The 16,848-nt window shown below is 44.7% G+C and carries 9 protein-coding genes; all 9 read left to right on the top strand.

Features of this window, described 5'->3' with window-relative positions; translation table 11 throughout:
- The first annotated feature begins 19 nt into the window (after nt 1-19).
- The 9 genes from HC965_RS18205 to HC965_RS18245 all read left to right on the top strand — a co-directional run bounded on the left by HC965_RS18205 (nt 20) and on the right by HC965_RS18245 (nt 15,578).
- On the top strand, nt 20-1,648 hold the full coding sequence (locus HC965_RS18205) for an IPT/TIG domain-containing protein (RefSeq protein ID WP_191032783.1): 1,629 nt from the start codon (nt 20-22) through the stop codon (nt 1,646-1,648).
- Nucleotides 1,649-1,656: 8 nt separating this feature from the next.
- A complete protein-coding gene (locus HC965_RS18210; RefSeq protein ID WP_223854936.1) occupies nt 1,657-2,967 on the top strand; it encodes an IPT/TIG domain-containing protein in 1,311 nt (436 codons plus the stop codon).
- A gap of 95 nt (nt 2,968-3,062) precedes the next feature.
- The gene (locus tag HC965_RS18215; protein ID WP_191032785.1) at nt 3,063-4,739 is read left to right on the top strand and encodes a right-handed parallel beta-helix repeat-containing protein; all 1,677 of its coding nucleotides are present in this window, start codon (nt 3,063-3,065) and stop codon (nt 4,737-4,739) included.
- A gap of 74 nt (nt 4,740-4,813) precedes the next feature.
- The gene (locus HC965_RS18220) at nt 4,814-6,394 is read left to right on the top strand and encodes a right-handed parallel beta-helix repeat-containing protein (RefSeq protein ID WP_191032786.1); all 1,581 of its coding nucleotides are present in this window, start codon (nt 4,814-4,816) and stop codon (nt 6,392-6,394) included.
- Nucleotides 6,395-6,431: 37 nt separating this feature from the next.
- The gene (locus HC965_RS18225) at nt 6,432-8,576 is read left to right on the top strand and encodes an alpha-N-acetylglucosaminidase (protein ID WP_191032787.1); all 2,145 of its coding nucleotides are present in this window, start codon (nt 6,432-6,434) and stop codon (nt 8,574-8,576) included.
- Between the two features lie 29 nt (nt 8,577-8,605).
- A complete protein-coding gene (locus HC965_RS18230; RefSeq protein ID WP_191032788.1) occupies nt 8,606-10,006 on the top strand; it encodes a Gfo/Idh/MocA family protein in 1,401 nt (466 codons plus the stop codon).
- Nucleotides 10,007-10,046: 40 nt separating this feature from the next.
- On the top strand, nt 10,047-12,371 hold the full coding sequence (locus HC965_RS18235) for a beta-galactosidase (RefSeq protein WP_191032789.1): 2,325 nt from the start codon (nt 10,047-10,049) through the stop codon (nt 12,369-12,371).
- A gap of 276 nt (nt 12,372-12,647) precedes the next feature.
- Nucleotides 12,648-13,868 (top strand): ATP-binding protein, encoded by a 1,221-nt coding sequence (locus HC965_RS18240; protein WP_191032790.1) that lies wholly within the window; start codon nt 12,648-12,650, stop codon nt 13,866-13,868.
- A 1,368-nt stretch (nt 13,869-15,236) separates the two neighbouring features.
- Nucleotides 15,237-15,578, top strand: a complete 342-nt coding sequence (locus HC965_RS18245; RefSeq protein ID WP_191032791.1) for a hypothetical protein — start codon at nt 15,237-15,239, stop codon at nt 15,576-15,578.
- The last annotated feature ends 1,270 nt before the right edge of the window (nt 15,579-16,848 follow it).

A 16,848-nucleotide genomic window follows, 5' to 3' on the forward strand; every position in this document is an offset into this window, starting at 1 on the left:
AAACTAATAAGATAGCAAAATGAAAACATTTTCATACTATATATCTATGGCTGTTATCCTGACAGCAGCCATTTTCACCGGAGGTTGTACGGACGATGATGAAAAGTCGTTGTCGCTCCGTACCGGAGAGCTTTCTATTTATGATTTTGCTCCGAATACAGGAAAAGGCGGCACGCAATTACTGATAAACGGAGAGCAGTTTCCCCTGGATGCAGCTTCTATCAGCGTGACCATCAATGAAGTGGAACTCTCCATCCTGCGCTCCAATGAAGAACAGTTATTGGTCGAAGTTCCTGATAATGAAGCGATAGGGACAGCTCCTATTGTCATCAAGACAAAAGGAAAGACCACCCAATCGGAAGTAAACTTTGCTTTCCAAAAAACAGCCATCACAGGCTTTTCTCCTGCTTACGGAAAAGTAGGGACGAAAGTACGCATCTATGTGGAGAACTTGCCGGCGGAAATCAAGAACCCGACTGCAACGTATAATGGCATTACAGCAGAATGTACGGCAGAAGAAGGTTATTTCCAGGTGACTATTCCTGAAGCGGATTTCGGTTCTTATCCTATTATCATCAGCTTCAACGGAAGAACGCTTTCTACGGGCGAGTTTGAATATAAAGACCTCTTGTTCGAGCGTACGGTTACCACGCTGCCGGGAAGTTCCGAATTTAATATTATATGTGCGGATTGGGAATACCGCCGGGGTGGTATCGCAGTAGATGACGATGGCAACGTATATCTGACGGATATAGGCAATTTGCGTATTCGTAAAATCACGCCCGACGGAACCGTCAGCGAAGTGGCTGGTACAGGAACGGAAAATGATGTAGACTGGGGACTTAACTGGCGATTGGAAAATGGCGGCGCTGGTTCATATAACGCAGTAATGCGTCCCACTGATGTAAAGGTTGACAGTAAAGGAAATATGTATGTCAGCGATGACTGGACTTCGGCAACCATATGTTTTGAACCGGATGGCAAAGCTCTTTACATGGGATGGCAGGTAGCTGTCAGTCTGGCGATTGACGAGGCAAGTAACCGCCTTTACAGTATGACTTCAAATGGTAATATTCTTCTGAAGGATTTGAATGATTACGGTGGTTATCCGAGTAATCATGGTACTGTGATTGTCACCGGCAATGGCAGCCCGGGCGGAATGGATGTAGATAAAATGACGGGAGACCTTTATGTAACGAATATCGGAACCCATCAAATTATTAAATATGTCAAGGATCGTTGGGATGACCCGATTGTGATAGCCGGCAGCGGGCGGAGCGGATACTCCGACGGCGCGTACAATGAAGCTACATTTACCAGCCCGTGGGGAATCGCTGTTACGCCGGACGGAAACATCTTGGTGGCAGGCAATGGCACGTCAGATGCTTCGACAGTCAGTGCCGACCAGAGTATTCGTTACATAGACCAGAAAACAGGAATGGTTTCCACCTTCGCCGGTTCGGGAACATCCGGCAATACGGACGGTAACTTCGAAGTACTCTCCTATGCAGGAATCAATTCCACCATCGAGAGCCTGCCTGCTGCCTTTGGTGCTCCCTCTTCTGTATGCGTCGGCAAGGACGGCACGGTGTATGTGTTAGACCGCCGGAATAATTGTGTAAAGAAAATAACAACCGTAGAAAAATGATAAGTCTTATGAAACTGAACATTATTCAATATATTACTTTGGCTTTGCTGGTATGCAGTACAAGTCTGCTTAGCAGTTGTAAGGACGACGACGGGCACGATGCCGGCAGTCCGGTGGTAGTGAACCGTTTCTATCCGACCAGCGGTAGCGCCGGAACGGAAATCCTTATTACCGGAAAGAACTTCTCGGAGAATCCGGAAGATATCTCGGTGACTTTAGGAAACATCCCCTTAAAAGTGCTGAGTTGCAACATGAACAATATCATGGCTATTGTTCCGCCCAAGTTGGGCGACGGCGTGCTGACAGTTACTGTTGCCAACCGCGAGCCCGTCCGCACCATTGAAGCATTCACCTATTCGTTCTCAGCGGTAGTTACCACCTTTGCCGGTAGCAACAATGGCGAACCGGGATACCAGGATGGCATTGGAAGCGAAGCACTGTTTTTCTTTGACGGTGCCAAGGGAGATCCTGCCGAAGACTGGCGGAAAGGTTCCATTTGTGTCGATAACGACGGCAACGTGTATGTAGGCGACTGTGTCAACTACTGTGTCCGCAAGATTACTCCCGACGGAACTGTTACCACTTTGGCCGGACTCGCCGGAAACAGAGGTGACATAGACGGAACAGGAGCACAAGCCCGCTTCAACGGACTTTATGGCATGGATTGTGATGCGGAAGGCAATATCATCATGACCGATGTGTTCGGATGGAAAATCAGGAAGATAACTCCTGACGGCGTAGTTACCACACTTGGTGAGACTAGCTTTGAACCGTGGATGCTGACTGTGGATAAGAACAACGGAGATATTTTTGTCTCATCCAATAGCGGTATATATAAATGGACCAAAGACGGTTCTATCCAAATTTCTACCGGTAATTTCAGAGGACTTGCTTTGGACAAGGAAGGCAATTTGTACGGAGCCGATCAGATATTGAATGGCATAGTCAAATTCAAGGCGGGTACTTGGGAAGCGGAGACTCTGACAGGCAAGGGCACGGCAGGATATTTGAACGGATCCTTTGAAGACGCCCTCTTTACATATCCATGTGATTTGGCCATTGATTCGAATGGAGATATTTACGTGGCCGGTAATGGTTCATGGAATGGCGGTGAGAATCTCGACCAAAGTATTCGTTTGCTCGATATGACAAACAGAACCGTACGCTTAGTCGCGGGAGGTACTCAGGAAGGATATGTAGACGCCAATGGCTCGTCAGCCGTTTTCGCAGGCCCGCAGGATCTAGCTGTCGATAAGAACGGCGTGATTTATGTCTATGACAAGAAGAATAATGTAATAAGAAAAATAGTTTACGAGTAATTAAGGGGGATGGAGGCGGTGAGGAATGCTTCTGCATAATTGAGCCGCCTCTTCCATTTTTCAGTTTTTAATAGGGTATTTAAAAAGAAATACAGATGAGAAAGAAAATGATTCTAATGGCTTTGGCCTTGTTCATTGGTCTTAGTGCATGTGGAAGTGACGATAAGGAGCTCACGGGCGAACCGGGAAACGAACAAGGGGGCAATGGCGGGGACGATCCGAATAATCCCGACGATCCTTCCGGCAGTGAACCGGTGAGTTGGTATGTGGCTACCACAGGCAATGACGCAAACAGCGGTACTGTTGAAAGTCCTCTGAAAAGTGTCTCAAAAGCATTGCTGCGTGTCAATCCCGGCGATACGATTTTCCTTCGGGAAGGCGCGTACCACGAGTTTGTCACTCCGACACGTTCGGGGAAAAAAGGCAAACTGGTAACAGTAAAAAGCTATCCGGGCGAAACGGCCAAGATTGACGGAACCGGACTGACTATCAAAGGATGGTTCAGCGCCCTGGTGCAACTGAAAAGCATCCAATACATGACCTTTGAAAACCTGCATATCTGCAACGCAACAAATTCGGATGTCAACACCGACCCCGAAGGTGTATATATCAACGGAGTGTCAAGAGACATCACTTTCCGTAACTGCAAAATCTATAATATCAAAAGCACCTGTCTTGCAGGACACAACAACGGTGACTGGCGTAGCGCACACGCATTCCTGGTGATAGGCGACGATAACGGAACTCCGATACGTAACCTGACCATCGAAAAATGTGAAATCTACGATATACACACCGGAACGAGTGAGACGCTGACCATCGCCGGAAATGTGGATGGCTTCACCATACAGGATTGCGAAGTGCATGATGTGGAGAATATCGGCATCATCGTGGCGGGTGGAGATAACCTGAACGCAGGCGGCGATATATCCGTGAATTATGCCCGCAACGGAGTAGTGAGACGCAACAAGGTGTACAGATGTTCCCACCAGGTTTCAAAAGACTTTTGGGAAGGCGTCTATAATAATCCTGCTGCCTATGGAGCCATCGGAATATATGTCTGCGGCGGTGCAAGCACCGTCATCGAGCAGAACATCGTATGGGAGTGCGACCGTGCCATCGGCCTGATAAGCGAGAGCGATGTACTGGCAACCAAAGACTGTATCGTGCGCAATAACTTTGTTTACAACAACTATCGTACAGGTATTTATCTGGGTGATTATATCGGCTATACCATAGGCGGTACGTCCGGATGCTATGTAGTAAACAACACCCTCTACCACAATAACCTGGTTGGCGGCGCACTGAACGGACACAATAATTCAGCGAACATCAATGACGAAAAGGACAGTGAGGGTGAAATCCGCCTGGCAGAAAATTGTACCAACAATACAATTATGAACAACCTCATTTACGCAGTGACCGACAGGGATATTTTCGTCCGTAAGTACACCAAGTCCGGCAGCAAGAATAAAATAGGGTACAACCTCTATTATTCTCCGACTACCACCAATCACAAATGGTTCTGGGACGGTGTAGAATACACGAGTTTCACAGCATGGCAGAAAGCCAGCGGCGATGAAAACTCAGTCTATAATGTCGCCCCCTTGTTGCAAAGCCCCAGTCTCCCCAATCCCAACCTGCACTTGCAGCCGGGTTCGCCCGCAAAGGGGAAAGGGCATTTCATTGCTGCCTATTTCGTTGGCAACTATGATATTGACGGTGACGTGCGTTATAGCGGGACGACGATTAGCATAGGTGCCGATCAGTAACCACGCAATGAAATAGATAAACTCAAAGATTTTTCAATTAAACTCAATGATTTTCAATTAAAAGCAAAATAGAAATGAGAAAAAGTTTTTGCTCGCTCATCAGCTTTCTTCTATTTAGCTTGTTGGCGTGCGGAGCTACCCCTGCCCATTGGTATGTAGCCCCGACCGGTAACGACGCGAATGATGGAAGTAAAAGAAAACCACTCAAGACGATAGCCAATGCACTGCAACGTGTCAACCCCGGCGATACCGTTTTCCTGCGTGAAGGCTCATACGGCGAATTTGTCGTCCCCACACGTTCGGGAAAGCCCGGCAAGATGATAACATTGAAAAGTTATCCCGGCGAGACAGCCAAGATAGACGGTTCCGACCTGTATATCAAAGGGTGGGGGAATGCACTGGTACAGCTTAACAGCATCGACTATATGCAATTTGAAAACCTGCATATCTGCCATGCCCATGATTCGGAGAACAACACCGACCCGGAAGGTATCTATATAAGCGGTACTTCCGCCAATATCACCTTCCGCGGATGCAAAGTGTACGACATAAAGAATGATTGTCCGCTGGTCGATGCCAAAGGTGACTGGCGCAGCGCGCATGCCATCCTGGTGCTAGGCAATAACGACAACACCCCGATTCGTAATCTGCTGATAGAAAAATGCGAGATATTCGAGATTCATAGCGGCACTAGCGAAGCCTTCACACTGGCAGGCAACGTGGTCGATTTCACGATTCAGGATAATGAAGTGCATGATGTGGAAAACATCGGTATCATTATCGCGGGCGGAGATAATCTGAACCCTCATGGCGATATTTCGGTCAACTATGCGCGCAACGGAATAGTGCGGCGCAATAAAGTATATCGCTGCACGCACGAAAAGTCACAGGACTATTGGAGCCAGTCCGTATCCAATGGCGGAGCGATTGGCATCTACCTGTGCGGCAACGGCAATACGATTGTAGAACAGAATGAAGTCTTTGAATGTGACCGGGGAATCGGGCTGTGCAGCGAAAGCTACAAACTGCAAACCAAGGACTGCATCGTACGCAACAATTTCGTGTACAACAACTTCCGCACCGGCATCTATATGGGAGCTTATCTCGGTTTCGACGGCCTGAGCACCAAAAGCTGCTATGTGGTGAACAACACCCTGTTCAACAACAACCTGAAAGGCGGACAACTGGACGGCACGAACAACTATCTCAAAGTGAACGACCGCGACAACAGCAGTGAAGGTGAAATCCGCCTGTCCGAATTGTGCGAGGAGAATGTGATAGCCAACAATATCATTTACGCCCTGTCGGACAGAGACATCTTTATCCGCAAATACACCACCTCGGGAAAGAATAACTTTATCGGCGGCAATATCTATTTCTCACCGAACAGGAAGAACCATAAATGGATGTGGGACGGCAAAGAATATACCGACTTTTCCGCCTGGCAGACCGCAAGCGGCGACCAAACATCGGTATTCAATGTAGACCCGCTACTGAAAAGCACCCGTACGCAACAACCGGACTTACACTTGAAATCCGCCTCGCCGGCCATCGCCACCGGCCTTGTATATCAAGGCTATGTCACCGGAATGTTCGACATCGACGGTGACAAGCGTTGCGAGATTCATTCTATTAATATAGGCGCCGATCAATAAAGTATCTGCCCTTTTCACCCGTTCAAATATACAAACCATGAAAATATTGAAACGCTCTCTGACTATTCTTTTTGTGTTGCTGTGTACAGCAGCCCATACCTATGCCGCTCCGTTCGACGGCGTACGGGAACTCGTATCCCGTCGTGCTCCGTGGCTGGGTAAACATATTCAGTTCAAAGCAATGCCTTCTTCGGACGGCGATTGCTTCACGCTGCAAACAGTAAATAAAAAGCTACTGGTTCAGGCTACCGACGCAAATGCGGCGGCAGTCGGTGTCAACTGGTACTTGAAGTATTACTGCCATCGCAGTATGTCGCATCTTGGTGACCAGCTCGCCCCCGTAAAAGAGCTTCCGGTCATTGACCAACCCGTAACAGTCAAAACCTTATCTATATATCGCTATGCGCTGAATTACTGTACCTTTAATTATACCATGAGTTTCTACGACTGGGACGACTGGCAATGGGAGCTTGACTGGATGGCGCTCAACGGCGTTAACCTGATGCTGGTAGCCAACGGCTCGGAAGCAGTCTGGCAGAACACGCTCCGCCGGATGAACTACTCTGAAAAGGAGATTGCCGACTTTATCACCGGCCCTGCCTATAATGCCTGGTGGCTGATGGGAAATATCGAAGGATGGGGCGGACCTATGCCCCAATCGCAGATAGACAGCCGGAAGAAACTCGTACAGAAAATGCTGAAACGCATGAAGTCACTGGGCATCGAACCGTTGATGCCCGGATTCTACGGAATGGTGCCGAGCAACCTGAAAAACAAAAGTAAGGCGCATATCATTCCCCAAGGCACTTGGGGAGCTTTCACAAGACCGGATATTCTCGACCCGATGGATCCCGAATTCGACCGTGTAGCCGGAATATTTTATGAAGAAACCCGCCGTTTGTATGGTTCGGATATCCGTTTCTTCTCCGGCGACCCTTTTCATGAAGGCGGAGCAACGGACGGTGTAGAGTTGGGCGACGCAGGCCGGGCTATACAGAAAACAATGCAGAAATACTTCCCGGAATCTATCTGGGTGTTGCAAGGCTGGCAGGACAACCCGAAGCCGGGACTGCTTGAAAAACTGGATAAACGCTACGTACTGGTACAGGAATTATTCGGCGAAAACACCAACAACTGGGAGACTCGCAAAGGCTACGAGGGAACTCCTTTCATTTGGGCTACCGTCACTAACTTTGGCGAACGGCCGGGCATTAACGGAAAGTTGCAACGTTTTGCCGATGAGATTCACCGTGCCTCGAATGGAGAATACGCGTCGTATATGAAGGGAGTAGGCATTTTGCCCGAAGGCATTAATAATAACCCGATCACCTATGAACTGTTGCTCGAACTAGTGTGGCACAAAGACCACGTAGATGTAGACCAATGGATAGAATCTTATATTACAGCCCGCTATGGAAGTATCACCGATGATATACGGACTGCCTGGAAAATGATGTTGAAATCCATTTATAGCAGTGAAGTCGGTTATCAGGAAGGCCCGCCCGAAAACATCTTATGCGCGCGTCCGGCGTTGGAACTCAAATCCGTTTCTTCCTGGGGACGGCTGGTTAAGAAATACGACACGGAGCTTTATCGAAAAGCAGCGCTCCAGTTTGCCAAGGCAATGCCTCAATTCAGTGATGTCCGTACCTATCGCATCGACTTGATACACTTCCTGCGGCAAGTGGTAGCGAATGATGCCGATTCGGTATTCAAAGCTATAATGACTGCTTACCAGGAGAAAGATACGCAAAAGTATGAAAAGCAAGTATCCCGGTTCCTCGAAATGATAGATACCGAAAACGAACTGCTGGCGCAAGATCCGTTCTTCCGCCTGAGCACCTGGCAGCAGCAAGCGAAAGATGCTGGCAATACCGCCGCAGAGAAAAAGAACAATTTCCACAACCTGATGATGCTTATCACTTATTGGGGCGAGCACATACCGACGGAAGATAATCTGCATGATTATGCCTATAAAGAATGGGCAGGCATGATGAATACCTACTACAAAGACCGTTGGATGGTTTACTTTGACTATCAGCGCGCCTTGCTTCGCGGAGAGACAGCGCAAGCGCCCGATTATTTCCATTGGGAGCGCGAATGGGTGGAAAAGAACCTGCATATGGCAGACGATGCGCCACGTATGTCTTTGACGGAAATTGTAAATAAGATTACCCGGTAATATTGTTTTATGTAAGAAGAAAGAACGTTATGAACAGGATATATTTCAATATTGTGATTTCCCTTCTTCTGCTTGTCGGTTTTTCCGGCTGCGAGCAGAAGAAAGGAACCATACAGCCCCTTGTCGTGGCTACTATGGAGCGCCCTTCGGGGCAGGAAGATGTCATTCAGTTGACAGCTCCCAAGATAGACACCGTGCGTGTCGGATTTATCGGACTGGGGATGCGTGGCCCGGGAGCAGTTGCCCGTTTCACTCATATTCCGGGCACACAAATCAAGGCTTTGTGCGACATTCGCCAGGAATGTGTGGAAAAGGCGCAGGATATTCTCAAAGAAGCCGGTTTGCCCGAAGCTACGGCTTATTATGGAGATGAAAACTCATGGAAGCAGTTGTGCGAAAGAGACGATATAGACCTTGTATATGTAGCTACGGACTGGAAGCATCATGCCGAAATGGGAGTATATGCCATGGAACACGGCAAGCACGTGGCTATTGAAGTGCCGGCTGCCATGACGCTGGATGAGATTTGGAGTCTTATCAATACGTCCGAAAGAACCCGCAAGCACTGTATGCAACTGGAAAACTGTGTGTACGACTTCTTCGAACTGACTACGCTGAACATGGCGCAACAGGGAGTGTTCGGTGAGATTCTGCACGTAGAAGGAGCCTATATCCATAACCTTGAAGAATACTGGACTTCCTATTGGAACAACTGGCGCATGGATTACAATCGTAATAATCGGGGAGACGTATATGCGACACATGGCATCGGCCCGGCTTGCCAGTTGCTCAATATTCACCGGGGAGACAGGATGAAGACACTGGTGGCTATGGACACAAAAGCAGTCAATGGGCCTGCATATATCAGAAAAACAACGGGCGAGGAAGTGAAAGATTTCCAGAATGGCGATCAGACGACTACTGTCATCCGCACCGAAAATGGTAAGACGATGCTTATCCAGCACAATGTCATGACACCACGTCCCTATAGCCGTATGTACCAATTAGTCGGCACAGACGGATATGCCAGCAAATATCCGGTCGAAGAATATTGTCTGCGTCCCGAACAAGTAGACACCAATATCGTCCCCAACCATGAGAATCTGAACGCACACGGCTCCATGCCCGAAGAAGCGAAGCAGGCAATGATGAACAAATACAAACACCCCATTCACCGGGAACTGGAAGAGACTGCCAGGAAAGTGGGCGGCCATGGCGGTATGGATTACATCATGGACTATCGGTTGGTGTATTGCCTGCGCAACGGCTTGCCGCTGGACATGGATGTATATGATTTGGCAGAATGGTGCTGCATGGCGGAGTTGACCCGTCTCTCCATCGAAAATGGTTCGGCTTCGGTTGCCGTTCCCGACTTTACGCGTGGCGGATGGAACAAAATAAATAAATTCCGTCATGCACTTGTGCAATAGGTATGAAAAGATAAAATAAGAATATAACAATTGAATATCCATGAATAAACGAAAACTTTGTCAGGCATTACTCGGTATGCTAATACCACTCCTATTCCTGGCGTGCTCTCCCAAAGAACGTATCAAGTTGGACGGTGGAACTTTCAACATCGACGGGAAAGACGTACAATTAATCTGTGGCGAAATGCACTATGCCCGTATCCCTCACGAATATTGGCGAGACCGCCTGAAAAGAGCCCGTGCGATGGGACTGAACACCATATCGGTTTATGTCTTTTGGAATTTCCATGAGAGCCAACCCGGTGAGTTCGATTTTAGCGGACAGGCGGATGTAGCCGAATTTGTCCGTCTTGCGCAGGAAGAAGATTTGTATGTGATACTTCGTCCGGGGCCTTATGCCTGTGCGGAGTGGGACTTCGGCGGTTATCCTTCCTGGCTCCTGAAGGAAAAGGATATGGTTTATCGTAGCAAGGATGCCCGCTTCCTCGAATATTGCGAACGGTACATCAAGGCGCTTGGCAAACAACTGGCTCCGCTGACTATCAACAATGGCGGTAACATATTGATGGTGCAGGTAGAAAACGAGTACGGCTCTTATGCGGCGGATAAAGAATACCTGGCTGCTCTTCGGGATATGATAAAAGATGCAGGGTTCAATGTCCCGCTGTTTACTTGCGATGGTGGCGGACAGGTTGAGGCCGGACATATCGACGGAGCATTGCCGACATTGAACGGTGTATTCAGCGAAGATATTTTTAAGATCATAGACAAATATCATCCGGGTGGCCCGTATTTCGTGGCAGAATTCTATCCGGCTTGGTTTGATGTGTGGGGACAGCATCATTCGACGGTCGATTATAAGCGTCCGGCGGAACAACTGGACTGGATGTTGGGGCGCGGCGTATCCATCAGCATGTATATGTTTCATGGCGGAACCAACTTTTGGTATATGAATGGAGCCAATACAGCCGGTGGATACCGCCCGCAACCCACGAGCTACGACTATGATGCGCCTTTGGGTGAATGGGGAAACAGCTATCCCAAATATCATGCTTTCAGGGAAATTATTCAGAAACATCTGCCTGAAGGAACTGTATTGCCGGAAGTGCCTGCCGATAATCCTACAACGACATTTGCCACGATTGAACTGAAAGAAAGTGCTCCCCTGAAATCTGCTTTCCACCAGACCACCCAATCAGAAAATGTGCTTTCAATGGAAGACCTGGGCGTCGATTTCGGATATATACATTATCAGACTACTATCAACAAGGCAGGAAAGCAAAAGCTAATCATACAGGACTTGCGCGACTATGCTGTGATTCTTGTGAATGGTAAACAGGTGGCTAGCCTGGACCGTCGTTACAATCAGAATAACGTACTATTGGATATCTCCCAGGCGCCTGCCATCTTGGAGATATTGGTAGAAAACACAGGCCGCGTCAACTATGGCCCTGATATACAGTTCAATCGCAAAGGGATTACTAACCAAGTGCTATGGGGCGATGAGAAACTGACGGGATGGTCTATCACTCCGCTACCTCTCTATAAAGAAAAGGTGTCCGAACTGAATTTCGGCGAACCGGTACATGGAGTTCCGGCTTTCCATAAGGGAGTATTCAACCTTCAAAAGAAAGGTGATTCTTTTGTCGATATGAGCCAATGGGGAAAAGGCGCTGTTTGGGTAAATGGAAAATCACTCGGACGTTTTTGGAACATCGGTCCGCAGCAGACTTTATACGTGCCTGCGCCCTGGCTGAAAGAAGGGGAGAATGAAATCGTTGTTTTCGAAATGGAAGATACCGGAAACCGTACCTTGCAAGGTTTGGACCAACCCATACTCGACAGCTTGGGAGTGGATAAGAACTACCAACAGGGACAACGCCGTATCGTCCAGGGAACTCCGATTCTTGAAAGGGGAGATATTGCGCTGAAAGCTACCGTACAGGAATCCAATGACTGGCAGCAATTTGAATTTCCCGTTGCCACAACTTTACGCCATTTTTGCATCGAAACGCTTTCTTCTTATACCGACGACAATCAGGCTTGTATTTCAGAAGTCGAGTTATTGGATGATAAGGGACAGTCGATTGATAAGACTAAATGGGAAGTTGTCTATGTAAGTAGTGAACTGTCTGATAAAAATCTGGGGGTAGGAGAGAACTTATACGATGGCGATGTTTCCTCATTTTGGCATACAGACTGGGCTGCGGCTTCTGCCCATCCTCATCAGATTATCATTGATATGAAGGAGATATATAAAGTTTCTGCTTTACGGGTGAAAGTGCGTGAAGGCTCGTTCTTATCCGGTAAAGTAAAAGATATACAGCTATATACTCGTCCGCAATTCTTCTTGTTTCGTCAATAGGGCGCATCGAATCATATAACATCTGCCCCTTCCACACGTTTTCTCTTCTCTGTTTATAGAGATTAGCGTGTAGAAGGGGCTTATTTTATATATGATGTTCTCGGAGTTCATTCATTCCAGTACGGAAATGAATGAATTCTTACGAAAATTCTATTCGTAGGGCGCTATTGCTTTTATTTGTAATCAACAAAAGTGTTTATTAGTAATACAAACTATTGTTGATTACAAATAAAAAGTCTATTTTTGTCGATAATATGAATCATAAGATATAAAGGTATGGTTAAGTTATCAGATATTAGAATAGTCAGTGAACAACAATTCTCGACTTTTAAAGATGACAATTCATTGCCACGTGAACTATTGTCGTCATTACCGGGTAACAATTCAACTCATGCGTTAGTCATTTCCGGTATACGTCGTTGTGGAAAGAGTACGATAATGAGACAACACATAGGTAAACACATAGAAGACGCGTTTTATTTGAACTTTGATACGACAAAGTTGTTTCAGTTCGAACTTTCGGACTTTGAATTACTAGATACCTTGATTCAAGAAAGCGGAAAACGTAATTTGTATTTTGATGAGATTCAAGTTGTTAACGGATGGGAATTGTACGTCCGACAGAAACTAGACGAACATTTTAATGTGTGTATAACCGGTTCTAACGCTTCGCTTCTCAGTAAAGAACTGGGAACTAAATTGACTGGCCGTCACATTTCAAAAGAACTTTTCCCTTTTTCTTATATAGAGTATCTCCGCTTTAAATCATTATCTCCTGGCGAAACCTCTTTTCTTGCCTACTTGAATGACGGTGGATTTCCTGAATATGTAAAGACAGGGAATGGAGATATATTATCCGCACTGTTTGATGATATCCTATATAGGGATATTGCAGTGCGATATGGTGTGCGAGATGTTGCCTCCTTGAAATCATTATTGCTGTATTTGGCATCCAATTATGGAAATTTGATTTCCGCGAATAAATTGGCAGGAATCATCTCTATTAAAAGTCCTAAGACTGTTTTAGAGTATATGAGTTATTTTGAAGAGGCTTATCTGATCAATCGTATACCGAAATTCTCATGGTCTTTAAAAGTACAGAATGCGAATCCACAGAAAGTCTATTTTATTGATACTGCATTATCCAAAGAGATAACAGTTACTTTTTCCAATAATACGGGAAGACTGTTAGAAAATGTAGTCTATTGGGAATTACGCCGGTACTATAAGCAACTTTATTATTTCAATGAGAATAACAGTGAGTGTGACTTTATTGTATGTGATAAGAATATGCCAATTATTCTTATTCAAGTCTGTATGACGTTAAATGCTGAAAACCAGAAAAGAGAAGTTAAGGGAGTGCAGGAAGCAATGAAGTTCTTCCGAATGGACAAAGGATATATAGTAACTCTTGATCAGAAGGACAAGATACGGGTGGAAGATGGTTGGATTGAGGTCATTCCTGTTTACGAATTGGATGAATATATAAGAAGATGATCGACAATATCTATCCCGCCTGATAGAACAGCGTGACAAATTGCGTGAGAAATATTCCAGTGAACGGGGTATCGTGCGTCCTGCCATGTGTATTGTGTATCACCGACCGGGATAAGGTATTTGCAGATTGCTAGGCTGCCATTCTTGAACAGAACCTTGCTTGGCCGGAATTTTCTATCGACGAGTTTGGTACAGAAATTAATCAAATGCTTATGATTCTTTTTAGGCACGGATTACACGAATTTCACGGTTTTAGCGTAGTGAGTGCGCAAAGCTACCGTGTAATCCGCGTAATTCCGTACCTAAATTTTACGACCTGTTTAGTTCAAAACCGCACGGAAAGGAGTCAAATACTATTTTTATTTCTTTTTCTGCCTAATCAGATTAGCTTCATTACTTCTTTTTTTGCGTTCCACTATAGTGTAACGCAAAGGTAACTATAGTGTACCTTGCGTCCAACTATAGTGGAACGCAAAGTACACTATAGTGGAACGAAATAAAAGTAACGAATGAGATAAGTCTAAATAGTGAGTCAGTTATAAAAGAATGCCTATAAAAATCAATAAGAATAAGGGGTATCATTGTTTAATTCATAACGGTAAGAAATGAGCCAAACCTTTTTAGGCTATTTTATTCCGCAGATTAGCTATCAAGACCTATTTCATTGCCTATTTTTATTTCGTATGACTATAGTCTCCCTTGCGGATGACTATAGTTATCTTTGCGCATAACTATAGTTAAACGAATTAATAATAGGCAATCGAAATAATATAATTAGGTAATCAGAGAAGTAAAATCAACATCAAAACTATATATGGGCTATTATTCGATTCATAACAGTACTCTGCCGAATCAACTTTAATACATTACTAAAGTAAATCAAGTACTTATGCTGAGTATATTTGGTACATCTAATAAAGGTGTGCGTGTATAAATCTTGAGTCTCTAGCGTACAAAAACTATATTGAAATGCTTACCTATCTTCGGGCGACATAATAAATAGGTTTGTAGTGTTTATTTCTCTGTTAATATTGTTTGCTCAATAAATATTTATTGCTACTTTTGTCGTAGTTTACTTTCTAGCGAAGAAAGTAGGTTTTTAATAATTTTATTGAGAACGGTTATTTATTGCATTCTATATAAGAATCCACTAATTTTTACCAGTGAATGACAGTAAGTGACAGGTCTCGCGCACATTTGTATATATACTTTGTTATATACTCAATTGGGCGTGGGACTATCGCTTATGTTCACTGGGGGTCGTAGTGGATACCTTATATAGACATGAGTAGATAGTTTCCCACGCTCTTTTTTTATATATAACCCTCGCACCATCGGGAACTGATGCGGCAAACAAAACTAAAAGCGATGGATATTGATTTTAAAGAAAACATCATCCGCTTGATGCAGCATCCTGTCATGCATAAGCCAATAAGTGAACTGACTAGTTGCGAGCAAAGCCAGCTTTATGAAATACTGGACAACCTGGTTGAATCTTCAATGAATGAATCCTATACCCAAATAGACTACATTCAAATGTCCCGTCTTTGTTACGCTCTTGCCGAGTTATCCTATGTAATGTGCAGTAATCCTGAACGCATAATCCATCATTTTCGTGATTCTTTGGACTGTCTTTCCAAAGGTGGCATTGACTTGAGCCTAAATAAATGGGCTGAACTGGTTAATTTACGTCAATCTGCGGAAAGATGAAAAATTGAATCGATTTGAGATAGCACTGAATAAATTCAATAAATCCAATAGTTTGAATTAAATCTGAGTAGAACTGCGTTAATCGGATAAAATCATCTGTGTACGCCGGATTGATTATCTTGTCGTATTGTCGTATGACCGGGTAATGAAATAGTTCTCATGATCCTACCAGCTTTTCTGCATGGAGAGTTCTCAACTCTACTAATTGCTTGTGAAAGCCGTTTTTAGAATTGTCTCCTAGAGAGGGTGCTCATTTCCCCATACGAGCATCCTCTTGCTTTTTTATCGACATTAATGAAACTTCTTTTCTAGTTGAACTTGATACAGTATCCTCTTGCTTTTTAATCGAAATTTATGGAATTCCTTTTCTAGTTGAACTTGATGCAGCATCCTCTTGCTTTTTTTATCGTCATTTATGAAACTTCTTTTCTGGCTGAGCTTGATACAGCATCCCCTTGCTTTTTAATTTCTCCTTCTTTTCTGCATCTATTTCTACTATTCCTTTTCTTCTTTCCGCCTTTTTTCCTCGTTTCCCCTTCTTTTTACTTCCGTACTTTATTAAAAAGCTATTTTAAAAAGCAGTTTTCTTTCTTCCACAGTTTCATTCCCTTTGCGCGCACTACGCGCACATGTGATATAATAATGTGTACTCCCTTACCCGTTCCCGCACACACTTCACCCCATATTAAAAAATATGTTCTACAACACCCTTATCGCTCAACGAGTTAGCATAAGTATTCAAAAATAATTAGAAAAAAGAGTAGAATATATTTGGAGTGTATCCCAAAAGGGAGTACTTTTGCACCCGCTTTCCAAGAGAAGAAAGCCTTGATAAAATGACTTAGTGATAAAGCGCAGGACCGCTTAATAATAAGAACAAAAAAACTTCCGATAAAGTTTGGAAGATATAACTTAAAGTTCTTATCTTTGCAGTCCGATTCGCAAAGAAAACGGTTTATCTTTTCTTAATTGATTATTCTTTCCCTTTCGCAAAGAGAGCCTGAGAAACGAGTTGAAAAAGAAAATAAAAAAAACTTCCGAAAAAGTTTGGTAGTTAAAATTAAACCTCTTACCTTTGCACCCGCTTTTAAAACGAAAGCAACAAGTTCTTTGAAATATTGATAAACAATACAAGTAGTACAAGTTAAAAAATAGAACCGTCAATACTTGTTTCAGAAGTAGCAATACAAATGAAACTTAGGTATTAGAAAAGAGTCAATAAATTTTGTACGGCATCCTGAACAGAGCAAGAACCATCCTTTACGGATGA

The sequence above is a fragment of the Bacteroides sp. GM023 genome, from assembly GCF_014750685.1.
Classification (GTDB): Bacteria; Bacteroidota; Bacteroidia; order Bacteroidales; family Bacteroidaceae; genus Bacteroides.